This is a genomic window from Geodermatophilus telluris (assembly GCF_900102745.1).
In the GTDB taxonomy this organism is placed as follows: Bacteria; Actinomycetota; Actinomycetes; order Mycobacteriales; family Geodermatophilaceae; genus Geodermatophilus; species Geodermatophilus telluris.
Genome location: NZ_FMZF01000001.1, coordinates 949,513 through 966,345, shown reverse-complemented (window position 1 = coordinate 966,345; position 16,833 = coordinate 949,513). Strand labels below are relative to the sequence as shown.

Annotated in this window: 16 protein-coding genes; 11 read left to right on the top strand and 5 right to left on the bottom strand. The window is 75.7% G+C overall.

From position 1 onward, the window contains the following. The first annotated feature begins 123 nt into the window (after positions 1-123). The 6 genes from BLQ97_RS04700 (at position 124) to BLQ97_RS04675 (ending at position 7,967) form a co-directional block, all read left to right on the top strand. Positions 124-1,443: a sigma-54-dependent transcriptional regulator family protein gene (locus tag BLQ97_RS04700; protein ID WP_091363560.1), complete on the top strand. Its 1,320-nt coding sequence runs from the start codon at positions 124-126 to the stop codon at positions 1,441-1,443. A 71-nt stretch (positions 1,444-1,514) separates the two neighbouring features. After that, complete coding sequence (locus tag BLQ97_RS04695) at positions 1,515-2,747, top strand: MFS transporter (protein ID WP_217637035.1); 1,233 nt, start codon at positions 1,515-1,517, stop codon at positions 2,745-2,747. Between the two features lie 221 nt (positions 2,748-2,968). Continuing rightward, the gene (locus BLQ97_RS04690; protein WP_091363558.1) at positions 2,969-3,475 is read left to right on the top strand and encodes a (2Fe-2S)-binding protein; all 507 of its coding nucleotides are present in this window, start codon (positions 2,969-2,971) and stop codon (positions 3,473-3,475) included. Next, positions 3,472-5,973, top strand: a complete 2,502-nt coding sequence (locus tag BLQ97_RS04685) for a xanthine dehydrogenase family protein molybdopterin-binding subunit (RefSeq protein ID WP_091363556.1) — start codon at positions 3,472-3,474, stop codon at positions 5,971-5,973. The genes BLQ97_RS04690 and BLQ97_RS04685 overlap by 4 nt, the downstream gene beginning before the upstream one ends. Positions 5,974-6,001: 28 nt before the next feature. Further along, positions 6,002-6,859, top strand: coding sequence for an FAD binding domain-containing protein (locus BLQ97_RS04680; RefSeq protein ID WP_091363554.1), 858 nt, complete (start codon positions 6,002-6,004; stop codon positions 6,857-6,859). A gap of 97 nt (positions 6,860-6,956) precedes the next feature. Next, entirely contained in the window at positions 6,957-7,967 is a 1,011-nt protein-coding gene (locus BLQ97_RS04675; RefSeq protein ID WP_091363552.1) for an SRPBCC family protein, read from the top strand. A gap of 43 nt (positions 7,968-8,010) precedes the next feature. On the opposite strand, the gene BLQ97_RS04670 is transcribed toward BLQ97_RS04675, so the two are convergent. From BLQ97_RS04670 to BLQ97_RS04660, 3 genes are read right to left on the bottom strand one after another with little or no spacing between them, the layout of a single operon-like run. Next, positions 8,011-8,634: an alpha/beta hydrolase family protein gene (locus BLQ97_RS04670; RefSeq protein WP_091363550.1), complete on the bottom strand. Its 624-nt coding sequence runs from the start codon at positions 8,632-8,634 to the stop codon at positions 8,011-8,013. Next, on the bottom strand, positions 8,631-9,299 hold the full coding sequence (locus BLQ97_RS04665; RefSeq protein ID WP_091363548.1) for an HAD-IA family hydrolase: 669 nt from the start codon (positions 9,297-9,299) through the stop codon (positions 8,631-8,633). Before BLQ97_RS04665 ends, BLQ97_RS04670 begins: the two co-directional genes overlap by 4 nt. Next, the gene (locus BLQ97_RS04660) at positions 9,296-9,982 is read right to left on the bottom strand and encodes a DedA family protein (RefSeq protein ID WP_091363546.1); all 687 of its coding nucleotides are present in this window, start codon (positions 9,980-9,982) and stop codon (positions 9,296-9,298) included. Before BLQ97_RS04660 ends, BLQ97_RS04665 begins: the two co-directional genes overlap by 4 nt. A gap of 80 nt (positions 9,983-10,062) precedes the next feature. Between BLQ97_RS04660 and BLQ97_RS04655 the strand changes: the two genes are divergently transcribed. From BLQ97_RS04655 to BLQ97_RS04645, 3 genes are all read left to right on the top strand, one after another. Continuing rightward, positions 10,063-11,382: an amidohydrolase family protein gene (locus BLQ97_RS04655; protein ID WP_091363544.1), complete on the top strand. Its 1,320-nt coding sequence runs from the start codon at positions 10,063-10,065 to the stop codon at positions 11,380-11,382. Between the two features lie 158 nt (positions 11,383-11,540). Further along, complete coding sequence (locus BLQ97_RS04650) at positions 11,541-11,891, top strand: ArsR/SmtB family transcription factor (RefSeq protein WP_091363542.1); 351 nt, start codon at positions 11,541-11,543, stop codon at positions 11,889-11,891. Beyond that, a complete protein-coding gene (locus BLQ97_RS04645) occupies positions 11,888-12,367 on the top strand; it encodes an SRPBCC family protein (protein ID WP_091363540.1) in 480 nt (159 codons plus the stop codon). Before BLQ97_RS04650 ends, BLQ97_RS04645 begins: the two co-directional genes overlap by 4 nt. Positions 12,368-12,371: 4 nt before the next feature. Here BLQ97_RS04645 and BLQ97_RS04640 read toward each other — a convergent pair whose 3' ends face one another. Together BLQ97_RS04640 and BLQ97_RS04635 are read right to left on the bottom strand one after the other, a co-directional pair. Next, entirely contained in the window at positions 12,372-13,181 is an 810-nt protein-coding gene (locus tag BLQ97_RS04640; RefSeq protein WP_091363539.1) for an MBL fold metallo-hydrolase, read from the bottom strand. 29 nt (positions 13,182-13,210) lie between these two features. After that, positions 13,211-13,606 (bottom strand): hypothetical protein, encoded by a 396-nt coding sequence (locus BLQ97_RS04635; RefSeq protein WP_091363537.1) that lies wholly within the window; start codon positions 13,604-13,606, stop codon positions 13,211-13,213. Positions 13,607-13,687: 81 nt separating this feature from the next. Here BLQ97_RS04635 and BLQ97_RS04630 point away from each other — a divergent pair, with 81 nt between their 5' ends. Together BLQ97_RS04630 and BLQ97_RS04625 are read left to right on the top strand one after the other, a co-directional pair. Further along, a complete protein-coding gene (locus BLQ97_RS04630; protein WP_091363535.1) occupies positions 13,688-15,199 on the top strand; it encodes a TldD/PmbA family protein in 1,512 nt (503 codons plus the stop codon). Continuing rightward, on the top strand, positions 15,196-16,584 hold the full coding sequence (locus BLQ97_RS04625) for a metallopeptidase TldD-related protein (protein WP_091363533.1): 1,389 nt from the start codon (positions 15,196-15,198) through the stop codon (positions 16,582-16,584). The genes BLQ97_RS04630 and BLQ97_RS04625 overlap by 4 nt, the downstream gene beginning before the upstream one ends. The last annotated feature ends 249 nt before the right edge of the window (positions 16,585-16,833 follow it).

Here is a 16,833-nt window from a genome sequence, read left to right as displayed (position 1 = left end):
TCAGGTGACCTGATCGTCGACCGGCCCCTCCCGGAGGGCTGACCTGCGGGATCGCACCCTGGCGCGGGCGTGCGATCCGCGTCACCATGGGGCGGCCATGAGTCCCAGCCCCCGGACCTCCTCGTGACCGGCGTCAGCCCGTGGCTCGCGCTGCCCGAGGGCCGGCCCACGCCCGGGCTCACCCGACAGCTGCGCGCCGCGCACGAGACGTTCGTGACCCGCGGCGCCCCGCCGCCGCGACCGGCGGTGCGCCCGGTCGTCCGCGACTCCTGGGTGCGCAGCCTCGGCAGCGGCGTGGACCCCGACGGCCAGGGCCCGCCGGTGGACCTGCTCGACGACGCCCTCGCCGCCTACCGCGCCGGCCACCCGCTGGCGCCGGTGCTGCCGGTGATCCGGCGCCTGCTGGTCGAGGACGCCGAGGCCGACCGGATGATCGTCGCGGTCACCGACGCCGACGGCCGGATGCTGTGGGTGGAGGGCGACTCCCGGCTGCGCCGGCTGGCCGAGAACATGAACTTCGTGCCCGGCGCCCGCTGGTCGGAGGACGTCGCCGGCACCAACGCCCCCGGGACGGCGCTGGCCCTCGACCACCCCGTGCAGTTCTTCGGCAGCGAGCACTACCGCCGCCCGGTCCAGCCGTGGAGCTGCTCGGCCGCGCCGGTGCACCACCCGGTCACCGGGGTCCTGCTCGGCGCCATCGACGTCACCGGCGGCGACCACGTGGCCAGCCCGCACGTGCTCACCCTGGTGCGCGCCACCGTCGCCGCGGTCGAGTCCGAGCTGCGCTGGCTGCACCGCGAGGAGCAGCGCGACGAGCGGCCCACCCGCACGGCGGCGGCACCGGCGCGCGAGACCGCCCCGCTGCTGGAGGTGCTCGGCCGGGACCGGGCGCGGCTGACCCGCGCCGAGGGGGCGGTCGAGCTGTCGCTGCGGCACTCCGAGCTGCTCCTGCTGCTCGCCGAGGCCGCCGTGACGGGGGAGGGCCGCAGCGCCGAGCGGCTGGCCGCGGAGTGCCACGGCGGCGGCGCCGCGGTCACCGTGCGCGCGGAGCTGTCCCGGCTGCGCCGCCTCGTCGGCCCCGAGCTGGTCGGGTCGCGGCCCTACCGGCTGCTCGGCCCGCTGGACACCGACGTCGGCGCGCTGCGCCGGCTGCTCGACCGGGGCGCGGTCACCGCCGCCCTGGACCGCTACCCCGGCCCGGTGCTGCCGCGGTCCGGCGCGCCCGGCGTCGCGGCGGCCCGCTGGCGCACCGCCGTCGCGCTGCGCGCCGCGGTGCTGGCGAGCCGCCGGCCGGAGCTGCTGCTGCGCTGGACGGCGCTGCCCGAGGCCAGGGACGACGCCGCCGCCTGGCAGGCGCTGCTCGAGGTGCTGCCCGCGGGGTCGCCGCGCCGGCCCGCGGTCGCCGCTCACCTGCTCGCGCTGCGCCGGGGACCGCGCGGCTGACCCGGCACGGCGGGCGGCCCGACACGCCGGCCGGGGAATGCGACCCGCGCCGGAGGCCTTGGCACGGCAACGTGACCGCCTCCGCCACCGGGTCCGCCGCCGCCCCGCCCGCCCCCGCGCCGACCTCGCTGGGCTCCCCGCGCGTGGCGGTGGCCCTCGTCGCGCTGGCCCTGGGCGGTTTCGCGATCGGCACCACCGAGTTCGTCACGATGGGGCTGCTGCCCGACATCGCCACCGGCGTCGGCGTCGACATCCCCACCGCGGGCCACGTCATCTCCGCCTACGCGCTCGGCGTCGTCGTCGGCGCCCCGGTCATCGCCGCGCTGGGGTCGCGACTGCCGCGCCGCGGCCTGCTGGTCGGCCTGATGGCGGCGTTCCTCGCCGGCAACGTGCTCAGCGCGCTGGCACCCGGGTCGACGACGCTGCTGCTGGCGCGGTTCGTCAGCGGCCTGCCGCACGGCGCCTACTTCGGTGTCGCCTCGCTGGTCGCCGCCGCGCTCGTGCCGCCGGCGCTGCGCGGGCGGGCGGTCAGCACGGTCATGCTCGGCCTGGCCGCGGCCACCCTCGCCGGGGTCCCCGCGGCCACCTGGCTGGGGCAGACGCTGGGCTGGCGGTCGGCGTACTGGGCCGTGGTGGTGCTGGCCGCGCTGACCGTCGCCGCCGTGCTCGCCGTCGTCCCGGCGACGCCCCAGCGCGGCGACGCCGGCATCCGCACCGAGCTGGGCGCGCTGCGCCGGCCGCAGGTGCTGCTGACGCTGGTCGTGGCCACCGTCGGGTTCGGCGGCATGTTCGCCGTCTACAGCTACATCGCCCCGATCACCACCGACGTCACCGGACTCGCCCGCGGGGCCGTCCCGTGGGTGCTGCTGGCCTTCGGCGTCGGCGGGTTCCTCGGCACCGCGCTGGGCGGCCGGCTGGCCGACCTGGCGCTGTTCCGCTCGCTGGTGGGCGCGATGGTCACCGTCCTGGCGCTGCTGCTGGTCGTGGGCCCGGCCGCGGCCACCGGGCCCACCCTCTTCGGGGTGGTCCTCCTGCTGGCGATGAGCGCCTCCACGCTGGTCGTCTGCCTGCAGCTGCGGCTCATGGAGGTCGCCGGCGAGGCGCAGATGCTCGGCGCCGCGCTCAACCACTCGGCGCTCAACGCGGCCAACGCGCTCGGTGCGTGGCTGGGCGGGGTGGTGATCGCGGCCGGCCACGGCTACACCGCGCCGAGCCTGGTCGGCGCCGCGCTCGCGGCCGCCGGCCTGGTCGCCCTGGCGGCCTCGGCGCGGCTGCGCCGGCGGGAGCTGCGCGCCGCGGCCTGACCGGCCGGCTGCAACACCGCTGCAACGTCCGCGCTGCGCCCGACACGCGGCGGGGACGTCCGCGGCTGCGGCAGCGAGAGGTCGCTCGCTCCGCGACTGCGGGACCGCGCCACCCCGTCGATCAGGTAAGCGTGGCCTAAGTCACTCCGCCGTTGACAGACTCCGCGCAGGGCGCCCGTTGACCGGGCGCGTTCGCCCCCTGCAACGACAGCGGAGGATCCATGACACGGGTGAGCATGCAGGTCGACGGCGTGACCTACACGGACGAGGTCGAACCCCGGACGCTGCTGGTCCACCACCTGCGCGAGGCGCTGGGCAAGGTCGGCACGGTCGTCGGCTGCGACACCAGCAACTGCGGCGCCTGCACCGTCCACCTCGACGGGCAGGCCGTGAAGTCCTGCACCGTCCTGGCCGTGCAGGCCGACGGCGCCGAGGTCACCACCATCGAGGGCATCGCGGCACCGGACGGCACCCTGCACCCGGTGCAGAAGGCCTTCCACGAGATGCACGGTCTCCAGTGCGGCTACTGCACGCCCGGGATGATCATGGCCTCGATCGACCTGCTCAAGGAGAACCCGGACCCCAGCGACACCGAGGTCCGCGAGGGCATCGAGGGCAACCTCTGCCGGTGCACCGGCTATCAGAACATCGTCCGCGCGGTGCAGCAGGCAGCCGGTGAGCTGTCCGGCTCGGCCGCCACCCCGGAGACGACGGGAGCGCAGGCATGACGGTCACCGAGGACGCCGCCACCACCCAGGTGCAGGGCCCGGACAAGGAGGTCGGCAAGGCCCGCAAGCGCAAGGAGGACGCCCGCCTGATCACCGGGCGCACCACCTGGACGGACAACATGGTGCTGCCCGGCATGCTGCACCTGTCGGTCGTGCGCAGCCCGGTCGCCCACGCCCGCATCACCGCCATCGACGTGTCCGCGGCCAAGGAGTCCCCGGGCGTCGTCACCGTCCTCACCGGCCGCGACCTCGCCGACGAGCAGGGCTCGATCCCCTGCGCCTGGCCGGTGACGCCGGACATGAAGAACCCCGGCCACCCCTCGATCGCCGTCGACCGGGTCAACCACGTGGGCGAGGCGGTGGCGGTCATCGTCGCCCGTTCCCGCACCGCGGCCGCCGACGCCGTCGAGCTCGTCGACGTCGACTACGACCTGCTCCCGCCGGTGCTCGACATGGAGGAGGCGGTCCGCGACGGTGCCGACCTCGTCCACGACGACCTCGGCACCAACACCAGCTACCACTTCGTCTTCGACGCCGGTGAGGCCGGCACCGGCGGCGACACCGAGCAGGCGTTCGCCGACGCCGACGTCGTGGTCAGCCGGCGGTTCGTCAACCAGCGGCTGATCCCGGCGTTCATGGAGCCGCGCTCCGTCGTCGTCCAGCCGCAGGGCGACAACTACACGATGTGGTCGGCCACCCAGATCCCCCACATCCTGCGCGTGATGCTGGCGATGGTCACCGGCATCCCCGAGCACAAGCTCCGCGTGATCGCCCCCGACGTCGGCGGCGGCTTCGGCGGCAAGCTGCAGGTCAACCCCGAGGAGATCCTCGCGCTGCTGGTCGCGCGCCGCCTCGGCAAGCCGGTCAAGTGGACCGAGACCCGCAGCGAGTCGCTGATGACCGCCCACCACGGCCGCGACCAGGTGCAGTTCATCGACGTCGCCGCCGACCGCGAGGGCAACGTCAAGGGCCTGCGCGTGCGGCTGCTCGCCGACATGGGCGCCTACCTGCGGCTGATCACCCCGGGTGTCCCGGCGCTGGGCGCGTTCATGTTCCCGGGCATCTACAAGTTCCCGGCCTACCGCTTCGAGTGCGACGGCGTGTTCACCAACAAGGTGCCCACCGACGCCTACCGCGGCGCCGGCCGGCCCGAGGCGACCTTCGCCGTCGAGCGGATCATGGACGAGCTCGCCGTCGAGCTCGGCATGGACCCGCTCGAGCTGCGCCGCAAGAACTGGATCCAGTCGCAGGAGTTCCCGTTCACCACGGTGGCCGGCCTGGAGTACGACAGCGGCGACTACGACGCGGCCACCCAGCAGGCGCTCGACCTGCTCGGCTACCCGGAGCTGCGCGAGGAGCAGCGTCGCCGCCGCGAGTCGAACGACCCGGTGCAGCTGGGCATCGGCTTCTCCACCTTCACCGAGATGTGCGGCCTGGCCCCCTCCCGGGTGCTGGGCTCGCTGTCCTACGGCGCGGGCGGCTGGGAGTCGGCGTCCATCCGGATGCTGCCCACCGGCAAGGTCGAGGTGGTCACCGGCTCGACGCCGCACGGACAGGGCCACGAGACGGCGTGGAGCCAGCTGGTCGCCGACCAGCTCGGTGTCCCCTTCGAGGACGTCGAGGTGCTGCACGGCGACACCGCCGTCGCGCCCAAGGGCATGGACACCTACGGCTCGCGCTCGCTGGTCGTGGGCGGCACCGCCGTCCTCAAGGCCGCGGACAAGGTGATCGCCAAGGCCCGCAAGGTCGCCGCGCACCTGCTCGAGGCCAGCGAGGACGACCTGGAGTTCACCGGCGGCAAGTTCTCCGTCCGCGGGACCCCGGGCTCCGGGCTGGGCATCCAGGAGATCGCGCTCGCGGTCTTCGCGGCGCACGACTACCCGGAGGACGTCGAGCCCTCGATCGACGCGGACGCGACCTTCGACCCGGTGAACTTCTCCTTCCCCCACGGCACGCACGTGTGCGCCATGGAGGTCGACACCGACACCGGGTTCGTCAAGATCCGCAAGTACGCCTGCGTCGACGACGTCGGCACGATCGTCAACCCGCTCATCGTCGAGGGGCAGGTCCACGGCGGCCTGGCGCAGGGCATCGCGCAGGCGCTCTACGAGGAGGCCGTCTACGACGCCGACGGCAACCTGACCACCGGCACCTTCGTCGACTACCTGGTGCCCTCGGCCGCCGACCTGCCGCACTTCGACACGGGCAACACCGTGCACGTGGCCCCCGGCAACCCGATCGGCGCCAAGGGCGTGGGCGAGGCCGGCTGCATCGCCAGCACGCCGGCGGTGGTCAACGCCGCGCTCGACGCCGTCCGGCACCTGGGCGTGTCCGACATCCGCATGCCGCTGACCCCCGAGCGCGTCTGGCGGGCGATCCACCAGGGCGGCGACGGCGGGGACCGGGCCACGGCCGGGTCCAACGCCTACGGCGGCGCCCAGACCGAGACCACCGCCGGTGTCTCCACCCCGCAGTCCGCTCTCGGAGGTGACCGGTGATCCGCCGTAACGACTCTGGAGTGAAGCCATGATCCCCGCCCCGTTCGAGTACGTCCGGCCGACGACGGTCGAGGAGGCCGTCCAGGCGGTCGCCGAGGGCGGCGAGGACGTCAAGATCATGGCCGGTGGCCAGTCGCTGATCCCGGTCATGCGGCTGCGGCTGGCCGCGCCGGAGACGATCGTCGACCTGGGCCGGGTCGCCGAGATGCGCGGCGTCCGCGACGAGGGGGACGCGCTGGTCATCGGCGCGATGACGACGCACGCCGAGGTCATCACCGACCCGCTGATCGCCCAGCACGCGAAGCTCGTCGCCGAGGCGACCGAGACGGTGGCCGACCGGCAGACCCGCCGCCGGGGCACCTTCGGCGGCGCGCTGGCGCACGCCGACCCGGCCGGCGACCTGCCTGCGGTGGCGCTGGCCCTGGACGCGGAGCTGGTGGTCGCCGGACCCGGCGGGCGGCGGACGGTGCCGGCGTCGGAGTTCTTCGTCGACTACCTCACCACCGCGCTCGAGGAGGGCGAGGTCCTCGTCGAGATCCGGGTGCCGAAGCTGGCCGGGGACTGGGGGGTGCGCTACGAGAAGTTCAACCGCGTGGCGCAGGCCTGGTCCATCGTCGCCGTCGCGGCCGCGGTCCGGCGGGAGAACGGGCACATCGCCGAGGCGCGCATCGGGCTGACCAACATGGGCCCGACCCCGCTGCGCGCTTCGGCGACCGAGGCGGCCCTGTCCGGGGCCGCCGCGGCGCCCGACGCGGTCGCCTCGGCGGCGCGGTCGGCGGCGGAGGGCACCAGCCCGAGCAGCGACCTCAACGCCCAGGCCGACTACCGCGAGCACCTCGTGCAGGTGCTCACCCGCCGGGCGGTCACCGCCGCAGCCGGGCTGTAACGTCCGGCACAACCCCGGCTCCGCCCGTCCCACCCTCGGCCGGCCCGCCCCTCGGGGCGGACCGGCCGAGGCGTTCACCCACCCCGGAGGTCGCACCGTGCAGCTGGAGAACTCGTTCACCGTCCCCGTGCCCGTCGACGAGGCATGGCGGGTGCTCCTCGACATCGAGCGCATCGCCCCGTGCATGCCCGGCGCCGCCCTGGACTCGGTCGAGGGTGACTCCTTCACCGGCCGGGTGAAGGTCAAGCTCGGGCCGATCAACCTGACCTACCAGGGCAAGGCGTCCTTCATCGAGAAGGACGAGGCCGCGCACAAGGCCGTCATCGACGGCCGCGGCAAGGACCAGCGCGGCAACGGCACCGCGGCCGCGCTCATCACCGCCCAGCTGAAGGACGAGGGCAGCAGCACGCGGGTCGACGTCCTCACCGACCTCAACATCACCGGCCGGCCGGCCCAGTTCGGCCGCGGCGTGATGACCGACGTCGGCAACAAGCTGCTCGGCCAGTTCGCCGACAAGCTCGCCGCCCAGCTGGGTGAGGGCGACGCGCAGGGTGACGCGGCGCGCGCCGAGGCGGCGCGGGTCGACGCCCCCGGCTCGGTCACCGCCACCGCCACCGCCACCGGCGTCGTGGAGGAGGTGGCCGCCTCCGTGGAGCAGACGCCGGGCGACAACGCCGTGGCGGAGAAGGTGCGCCAGGCGGGGACGGCGACCCGCGAGGCGGCGGCCGCCGCCACCGACCGGAGCACCGGGGAGCACACCGCGGCGGCCGACCCGCCCACCACGCCGATCACCGCGGCCGGCTCCACCGACACCGCGCCGGCGACCGCCGTGGCCGCCGGTGGGGACACCGCGCCCGCGACCACCGGCGCGGCGCCCAGCGGCCCGCCGTCCGGTCCCACCGCGCCGCCGACCCGGCCGGCCACCGGCGCCCCGCCGCGCAGCACGCCGTCGGCCGCCCCGCGCCCGCCGGCCGCCGAGCCCGAGCCGATCGACCTCCTCGAGGTCGCCGGCGGGGCCGCGGCGGCCCGCTTCGCCGCCCCGGCCGCCGGGGTGGCCGCGGTGCTGCTGCTGGTCGTGCTGGTGGTCCGCCGGCGTCGCCGCCGCTAGACCCGCCCGGCGCCCGGCCACCGCCCGCACCCGCGGGCGGTGGTCAGGCCCGGACGGCGGCCAGGTCCGTCAGCCAGGCGAGCGCCGCCGTGGCCACCGCCGCCGGGTCGCGGCCCAGCGAGTGGTCTCCCGGGACGGCGGTGACCGACGCGGCGGGCACCCCGGTGAGCGCCGCCGCGACCTCCGCCGGGCGGCCGAACGCGTCGGTGGCCCCCTGCACCACCACCAGCGGCACCCCGGCCGCGGCCAGCTCGGGCGCGCGGCTGCGCTCGGGCCGGCCCGGCGGGTGCAGCGGGAAGGCCAGCGCCAGGACGCCGTCGGCGCCGAGCAGCTCCGCGGTCCGGCAGGCCACCCGAGCGCCGGCGCTGCGGCCGCCGAGCACCAGCGGCCCGGTCAGCTCCGGGCGCAGCGTGCCGAGCACCGCCGTCCACGCCGTGTCCAGCCGCGGCGGGGCCGGCGCGATCCGCCGGCCGGCCACCTGCCACGGCTGCGCGACCCGCAGCACCCGCCAGCCCGCGCCGGCCGCCGCCGCGGTGACCGCGGTCAGGTCGGCCGAGCCCACCCCGCCGCCGGCGCCGTGGCCGAGCACGAGCGTGCCCAGCGGCCCGTCGTCCGGCCCGTCGCGGTGCACACCGGCCGGCCCGAGCGGGGTGTCGACGAGCCTCACGCGGGGAGCGCGAGCAGCGCCTCGACCGCGCCGGCGAGGTCCGGCGCGACGACCGCCGGGGCCGGGTAGGCCGGCGGGTAGACCCGCTCGCCGCGGGGGAACCAGGCGCCGGTCAGGCCGGCCCGCGTGGCGCCCAGCACGTCCCAGCCGTGCGCAGCCACCAGCGCCAGCCGCTCGGGGGCGACGCCGCAGGTCCCGGCCGCCCACAGGTAGGCCTCGCGCGACGGCTTCCAGGCGCGGACCGTCTCGCTGCTGAGCGTGCGCTCGACCAGCGGGGTGATGCCGCCGCGCTCGAGCCCGGCCTCAGCCACGCCGGGGGAGCCGTGGGTCAGCGTCACCGCGCGCACCCCGGCCGCGGTCAGCCGGCGCAGCGCGGGCTCGACGTCGGGGTGCGGGGAGAGCTCGAGGAAGGCGTCGGCCACCCGGGCGCGGTCGTCGTCGGCGAGGTCGGTGAGCTGGGCCAGCGCCGAGTCGAACGCGGCGCGGAAGGGCAGCCAGGTGCCGGCCACGGTGGCGGCGAACCCGGTCTGCAGGGTGCGGCCGAAGACGGTGGCCAGCAGGTGGCCGGGCAGGCCGAGCTCCACCAGCTCCGCGCGGACCGGCGAGAGGTCGAGCAGCGTCTCGTTGACGTCGAACGCGACGACGTGCGGCCGCCGGGCGCTCACGCGGCCGGCCGCTCGCCGGCGTCGTCCGCCCGGCCGGCGGTGGTGCGCCGGCGCCGGTGGTGGCGCACGTCCTGGGCCCGCTTGTAGACCAGGTAGCCGATGCCGAGGGCGAACGCCGCGACCACCGCGTAGTCGAGGTAGTGCAGGTTGTCCTGCAGGAAGTCACCGGCCAGCACGCCGAGGGTGACCAGCACGGTGTTCCAGATCAGGCTGCCGGCCGCGGAGTAGAGGACGAACTGCAGGATCGGCATCCGCACCACGCCCGCGGGTACGGAGATGAAGCTGCGCACGATCGGCACCATCCGGCCGAAGAACACCGCCGAGCGCCCGTGCCGCTCGAACCAGGCGAAGGTCCTGTCCACGTCGGCGGTCTCCACCAGCGGCAGCCGGTCGAGGAAGGCGTGCGAGCGGCGCGGGCCGAGCGCGCGGCCGACGTAGTAGAAGAACAGCGCGCCGAGGATCGAGCCGAGCGTGGCGAAGGCGATGACGGCGACGATGTTCATCTGGCCGGCGTTGATCAGGATGCCGGCCAGGCCGAGGACCGCCTCGCTCGGGATCGGGGGGATCACCGTCTCGAGCAGGATGCTGAACCCCACGCCGACGGGCCCCAGCCGCTCGACGAGGTCGAGCAGGAAGCCGGTGATCCCGCCCTGGTCGGAGACGGCGGCGGCGAGGAGGGACATGGCTCCACGGTAGAGGCGCCCCCTCCGGACCGCCCGGACGTCGCCGGGACGCGGGGGGCCGCTGGGGCTAGCGTGCCGCCATGCGCCAGCGCCTGACCGCCCGGGCCGTGGTCGTGGGGGACCGGGCGGGCACCGTCGTCCCCGACGCCGTGGTCGACGTCGACGACGGCCGGATCGGCTGGGTCGGGCCGGCCGCGGACGCCCCGCCCGCCGGCGACGCCGACGTCGTGGCGCTGCCCGGCCTGCTCGTGCCGGGGCTGGTGAACACCCACTCGCACGCGCCGATGGTGCTCTTCCGCGGCCAGGGCGAGGGGCTGCCGCTGGACCGGTGGCTGCGCGAGGTGATGTGGCCGCGGGAGGCGCGGCTGACCCCCGACGACGTCGAGGTGGCGATGACCGCGGCGTCCGCGGAGATGCTGCGCGGCGGGGTCACCACCAGTGTGGAGATGTACTTCTCGCCGGAGCGGATCGCCGCGGCGGTCACCGCCACCGGCGCCCGGGTGGTGGTCCCCGCGCCGATGGTGCCGCTGCCGGGGATGCCGCCGCTGGAGGAGCAGATGGCCGCCGCCGTCGAGCTGGCCACCGGGGTCGCCGACGACGGCCGCGTCGAGTACGGCCTGGGCCCGCACGCGGCCTACACCGTGCCGCTGCCCCTGCTGCGCCGGGCCGCGGAGCTCTGCCGCGAGCACGGCCTGCTGCTGCACCTGCACGTGGCCGAGACCGCCACGGAGGGCGCCGACCTGCTGGCCGCGCACGGGCTGTCGGTGCCGGCGCTGCTGGCCGCGCACGACGTCCTCGGCGGGCGGGTACTGGCCGCGCACTGCGTGCACATGGACGACGGCGACCTGGAGCTGTGGGCCGAGTACGACGTCGCCGTCGCCCACTGCCCGGCCAGCAACGCCAAGCTCGCCAGCGGCCTCGCGCGCGTGCGCGACATGCTCGACCGCGGCATCCGGGTGGGCCTGGGCACCGACGGGCCGGCGTCCAACGACGGGCTGGACCTGCTCGCCGACGTCCGGCTGGCCGCGCAGCTGGCCCGGCTGCGGGAGGCGTCGGCCACCGCGCTCACGGCCGCCGAGGCGTTCTGGCTGGCCACCGGCGGGGCCGCCGACGCGATCGGCCGGCCCGACCTCGGGCAGGTGACGGTGGGGCGGCGGGCCGACCTGGTGCACGTCGACACCCGCGACCTCGGCTTCGAGCCGGTGGGCGACGACGCCGACTGGCTGACCCACCTGGTCTGGTCGGGGGTGTCGCGGCTGGTGCGGGACGTGTGGGTGGGTGGCCGGCGGGTGGTCGCCGACGGCGCGGTGACCGGCGTGGACGCCGGCGCGCTGCGGGCCGAGGTGGCCGACCGCGCCGCCCGCCTCGCCGGCCGGGTGGGCGCGGCGACGATCAGGTGACCTGATCGTCGAGCGTCCGACCCGACCGTGGGACGTCGGGTGGGACGCGCTGCGGTGCGGTAGGACGGGCGCCGGCCGTTCCTCAACCGGACGGTTGACAGGCCTGGCGCACGGTCCTAACCTCTTCCTCAACCAGACGGTTGAACAAGGAGCGCGAGATGGCCGCGGACGAGCTCTCCCGGGTGTTCGCGGCGCTGGCCGACCCCACCCGGCGCGACATCGTCGCCCGACTCGCGGTCGGCGACGCCACGGTCGGCGAGCTCGCCGCCCCCTACGACGTGACCGTGCAGGCCGTCTCCAAGCACCTGCGGGTGCTCGAGGACGCCGGCCTGGTCAGCCGCAGCCGGGAGGCCCAGCGCCGCCCGGTGCACCTCGAGGCGGAGGTGTTCGACCTGATGACGAAGTGGATCGAGCGCTACCGCCGCCAGGCCGAGGAGCGCTACCGCCGCCTCGACGACGTCCTCCGGTCCCTGCCGGACGACACCCCACGAGAAGGGAACCCGTCATGACCACCAGCACGCGCGAGACGCAGATCGCCGCCGACCCGGAGGTCCCGCTGATCCGCATCACCCGCGAGTTCGACGCCCCGCCCGCCAAGGTGTTCCGCGCGCACACCGACCCGGACCTGCTCGTGCGGTGGCTGGGCCCGCGCGGGCTGGAGATGCGGATCGACCACTACGACTGCCGCACCGGCGGCTCCTACCGCTACGTGCACCGGGACGCGGACGGCGAGTACGGCTTCCACGGCTGCTTCCACGAGGTCCGGCCCGACGAGCTGATCGTGCAGACGTTCACCTTCGAGGGCGTGCCCGACGGCGTCGCCCTGGAGAAGCTGGTGCTCACCGACCTCGGCGACGGCCGCACCCGGCTGACCGCGACCTCGCTGTGCGACTCCTTCGCCGACCGCGACGCGATGCTCGCCAGCGGCATGGAGGTCGGCGTCGTGCAGGGCTACGAGCGCCTCGACGAGCTGCTCACCCGCTGAGCGCTCACGGGCGCAGCGAGATCGTCTCCCCGCGCGCGACCGTCCGCAGCTCCCCGGGCACCCGCCGCTCGGCGACCTCCCGCACGAAGTCGCCGAGCGGCGAGGCGAACCGGTCGTAGTCGTCGAAGTGCACCGGCACGGTCACCGGCGGCTTCAGCAGCTCCACCAGGTCGGCGCCCTGCCGGCCGTCCATCGTCACCGTGATGCCGAGCGCCCGGGTCCCGCCCAGGTGGGGGACGACGACGTCGAGCGGGCCGCAGCGCTGCAGCACCTCGCCCAGCCACGGCCGGAACAGCGTGTCGCCCGTGATGTAGCCCCGCCAGGACACCTCGCCGCCGCGGACCAGCTCCAGCACGCTGCCCATCACCGGCGGCAGCACCCGCGCCAGCGGGCCGGGGCCGTGCACGCCGGGCACCGAGGTGATCCGCAGCGTCTCCTCGCCGCGGCCGATCTCGTGCACCTGCCAGGGCCGCAGGTCCGCCGTCGCCGCGAAGCCGCGCGAGGACAGCGCGCGGGCCGCGGCCGGCGTGGTGACCACCGGCGTGGCCCCGTCGATGCGGGCGTAGGCGATCCGGTCCCAGTGGTCGCCGTGCAGGTGGGAGAGCAGGACGGCGTCGAGGTCGGGCAGGTCCTCCGGCAGCAGCGCCGGGTCGGTCAGCCGCTTGGCGAACAGCCCCTTGCCCAGGTAGACCCGCTCCCCCCGGCCGACGAAGTTCGGGTCGGTGAGCAGCGTGAACCCGCCCAGCCGCAGCAGCGTCGTCGCGTTGCCGCCGAAGGTGAGGGTGACGTCGTCGGCGGTGCCCGGGGCGGTCATGGCGGTCCCGGTACCCCGCCGTCCGCCCTCTAGCCGCGCCGGCGCAGCGCGGCGGCCAGGGCCGTGGCGACGGCGGTGAGCAGCAGCGGGTGCAGGAAGGCGAACGCCTCCAGGCCGTCGCCCCAGCCCGACGAGCGGTACCGCGCCGCGCACACCGCGGCGGCGACGAACTGGGGTCCGACCAGCGCGACCGTCAGGGCCCGCGCCGCCGCGCGCCGCTGGCGGGCGACGAGCGCGGGCACGGGCGCGAGGAGGAAGGCCAGCCACCACCAGCCGCTGACGAACTCGGTCGCGACCGCGTCGTCCCCCACCGGGACGACGCCGCGCGCGGTCGCCAGCGCCAGGACGGCGACCGCGGTGGACGCCGCGAGCAGCAGGAGCGCGGCGGCGAGGTCGGCGCGTCGGCGGACGCCGGTCGGGGGCACGCCGCGAATGCTGGCACGGCCCCCGCGCACCTACGCGGAAGTGCCCGGAGGGGGTGGCGGGGTGACTGGTAGACAGGGGCGGTGCCGCAACCCCGGGACGTCGACGAGTCCTTCCTCGCCCTGCCCCTGTCCGCGCTCACCGAGGCGGCGCTGACCCGCGCGGTCGACCTCGGCTGCGAGCACGCCGACCTGCGGGTGGAGCGGATCCGCACCCAGTCGATCAGCCTGCGCGACGCCCGCCTGGAGGCGCTCACCGACGGTGAGGACCTGGGCCTGGCCGTCCGGGTGGTGCACGAGGGCACCTGGGGCTTCGCCGCCGGCGTCGTGCTCACCGCCGCGGAGGCGGTGCGGCTGGCCGAGCAGGCGGTCGCCGTGGCGCAGGTGTCGGCCGCGGTCGCCAGCGACCGGGTGGAGCTCGCGCCGGAGCCGCCGCACGAGGGCAGCTGGGTGTCGGCCTACGACGTCGACCCGTTCGAGGTGCCCGACGCGGAGAAGACCGGCCTGCTCACCGAGTGGTCGGAGCGGCTGCTGGCCGCCGACGGCGTGGAGCACGTGCAGTCGGGCTGCACCCACGTCAAGGAGCAGAAGTACTACGCCGACACCGCCGGCACCCGCACCCGCCAGCAGCGGGTGCGCATCCACCCGGTGTTCGACGCGCTCACCGTCGACCGCGCCACCGGCGCCTTCGAGAGCATGCGCACCCTCGCCCCGCCGGTCGGCCGCGGCTGGGAGTTCGTCACCGGCGGGCACTGGGACTGGGACGGCGAGCTGGCCGAGATCCCCGAGCTGCTGCGCGAGAAGACCAAGGCGCCGTCGGTCGACCCGGGCCGCTACGACCTCGTCGTCGACCCGTCCAACCTCTGGCTGACCATCCACGAGTCCGTCGGCCACGCCACCGAGCTCGACCGCGCGCTCGGGTACGAGGCGGCCTACGCCGGGACGTCGTTCGCCACCGTCGACAAGCTGGGCAGCCTCCGGTACGGCTCGCCGCTGATGCAGGTGACCGGCGACCGCACGGTCGAGCACGGCCTGTCCACGATCGGCTGGGACGACGAGGGCGTCGAGGCGCAGCGTTGGGACATCGTGCGCGACGGCGTGCTGGTCGGCTACCAGGTCGACCGCAACACCGCCCGGCTCGGCGGCATGACCCGCTCCAACGGCTGCGCGTTCGCCGACTCGCCGCACCACGTGCCGGTGCAGCGGATGGCCAACGTGTCGCTGCAGCCGGCGGCGGACGGCCCCGACCTCGCCGGCCTGATCGGCGGCGTGGGGCGCGGCATCTACGTCGTCGGCGACAAGAGCTGGTCGATCGACATGCAGCGCTACAACTTCCAGTTCACCGGCCAGCGCTTCTACCGCATCGAGGGCGGGGAGCTCGCCGGGCAGCTGCGCGACGTGGCCTACCAGGCGACGACGACGGACTTCTGGGGCTCGATGCGCGCCGTCGGCGGGCCGTCCACCTACCGCCTGGGCGGGGCGTTCAACTGCGGCAAGGCCCAGCCCGGCCAGGTCGCGCCGGTCAGCCACGGCTGCCCGGCCGCGCTCTTCGAGGGCGTGTCCATCCTCAACACGGTGCAGGAGGGCGGGCGATGAGCGCACGGACCGCGCAGCAGCTGGTCGAGGAGGTGCTGGCCGCCTCGACCGCCGACGGCTGCGTGGCCTACGTCGTGGAGAGCACCGAGGCCAACCTGCGGTGGGCGTCGAACAGCCTGACCACGAACGGCGCGATGCGCTCGCGGCAGGTCGTCGTCGTCTCCTTCGTCGACGGCGGCGCCGGGATGGCGGCCGGCACGGTCGCGCGCACCGGCACGCCGGACGTCGCCGCGCTAGTGGCCGCCAGCGAGCAGGCCGCCCGCGACGCCGGCCCGGCCGAGGACGCCGTCCCGCTGCTGAGCGAGGTGCCACCGGGGGCGGGGGACTGGGACGCCGACCCGGCCGAGACCTCCATCGAGGTGTTCACCGAGTTCGCACCGGCGCTGGGGGAGGCCTTCGGCGCCGCCCGCGGCCGCGGCGACCTGCTGTTCGGCTACGCCGAGCACTCGCTGACCACGACCTACCTCGGCACCTCGACCGGCCTGCGGCTGCGGCACGACCAGCCCTCCGGCCGGGTGGAGCTCAACGGCAAGAGCACCGACTTCAGCCGCTCGGTGTGGTCCGGCGTGGGCACCCGCGACTTCCGCGACGTCTCGGTGCCCGACCTCGCCGCCGACGTCGAGCGCAAGCTCGGCTGGTCGCAGCGCCGCGTCGAGCTGCCCGCGGGCCGGTACGAGACGCTGCTGCCGCCGTCGGCCGTGAGCGACCTGATGCTCTACGCGTACTGGACGATGGAGGCGCGCGACGCCGACGAGGGCCGCAACGTCTTCGCGCGCACCGGGGGCGGCAACCGCATCGGCGACCGGCTGGCGCAGCTGCCGCTGACGCTGCGCAGCGACCCGGCCGAGCCGGGCCTGGAGACCGCGACCTTCCAGGTGGTCGGCAGCTCCTCGGGCGCGGCGTCGGTGTTCGACAACGGCATGGCCACCCCCGCCGTGGACTGGATCCGCGACGGCGTGCTCACCAACCTGGTGCGGCCGCGGGCGTGGGCGCTGCGGACCACCGCACCGGCCGTGGCCGCCGTCGACAACCTCGTCCTGGAGTCGCCGGACGGCACCGCCACCCAGGACGAGATGGTCGCGGCCACCGACCGCGGCCTGCTGCTGACCACCCTCTGGTACATCCGCGAGGTCGACCCGCAGACGCTGCTGCTCACCGGCCTGACCCGCGACGGCGTCTTCCTCGTCGAGGGCGGGGAGGTGACCGGCGCGGTGAACAACTTCCGGTGGAACGAGTCGCCGGTGGACCTCCTGGGCCGCATCACGCAGGCCGGCCGCACCGAGCGGACCCTGCCGCGGGAGTGGAACGACTGGTTCACCCGCGCCGCGATGCCGCCGGTGCGGGTGCCGGACTTCAACATGAGCTCGGTGTCGCCGGCCAGCTAGCGGCCTGCGCCCGCTCCCGGGGCGTTCCGCGGTCTCCCGGGGTCCTGCAGCACTCCGGGAGGTCGGAGAACGCCCCAGGAGTGTCGGGACCGGCTGTGCGGGCGTTCCTCGCGCGGTGCCGGCGCTGCAGCGCCCGCACTGCGCGAGGATTCCCGGCAACGCGCCGGATCGTCGGGCGACCAGCCCTCCAGGACCACCGGGGTCCTGGTCGATCCAGACGGTGGACCTGCAGGCGGCTCGATCGGAGGA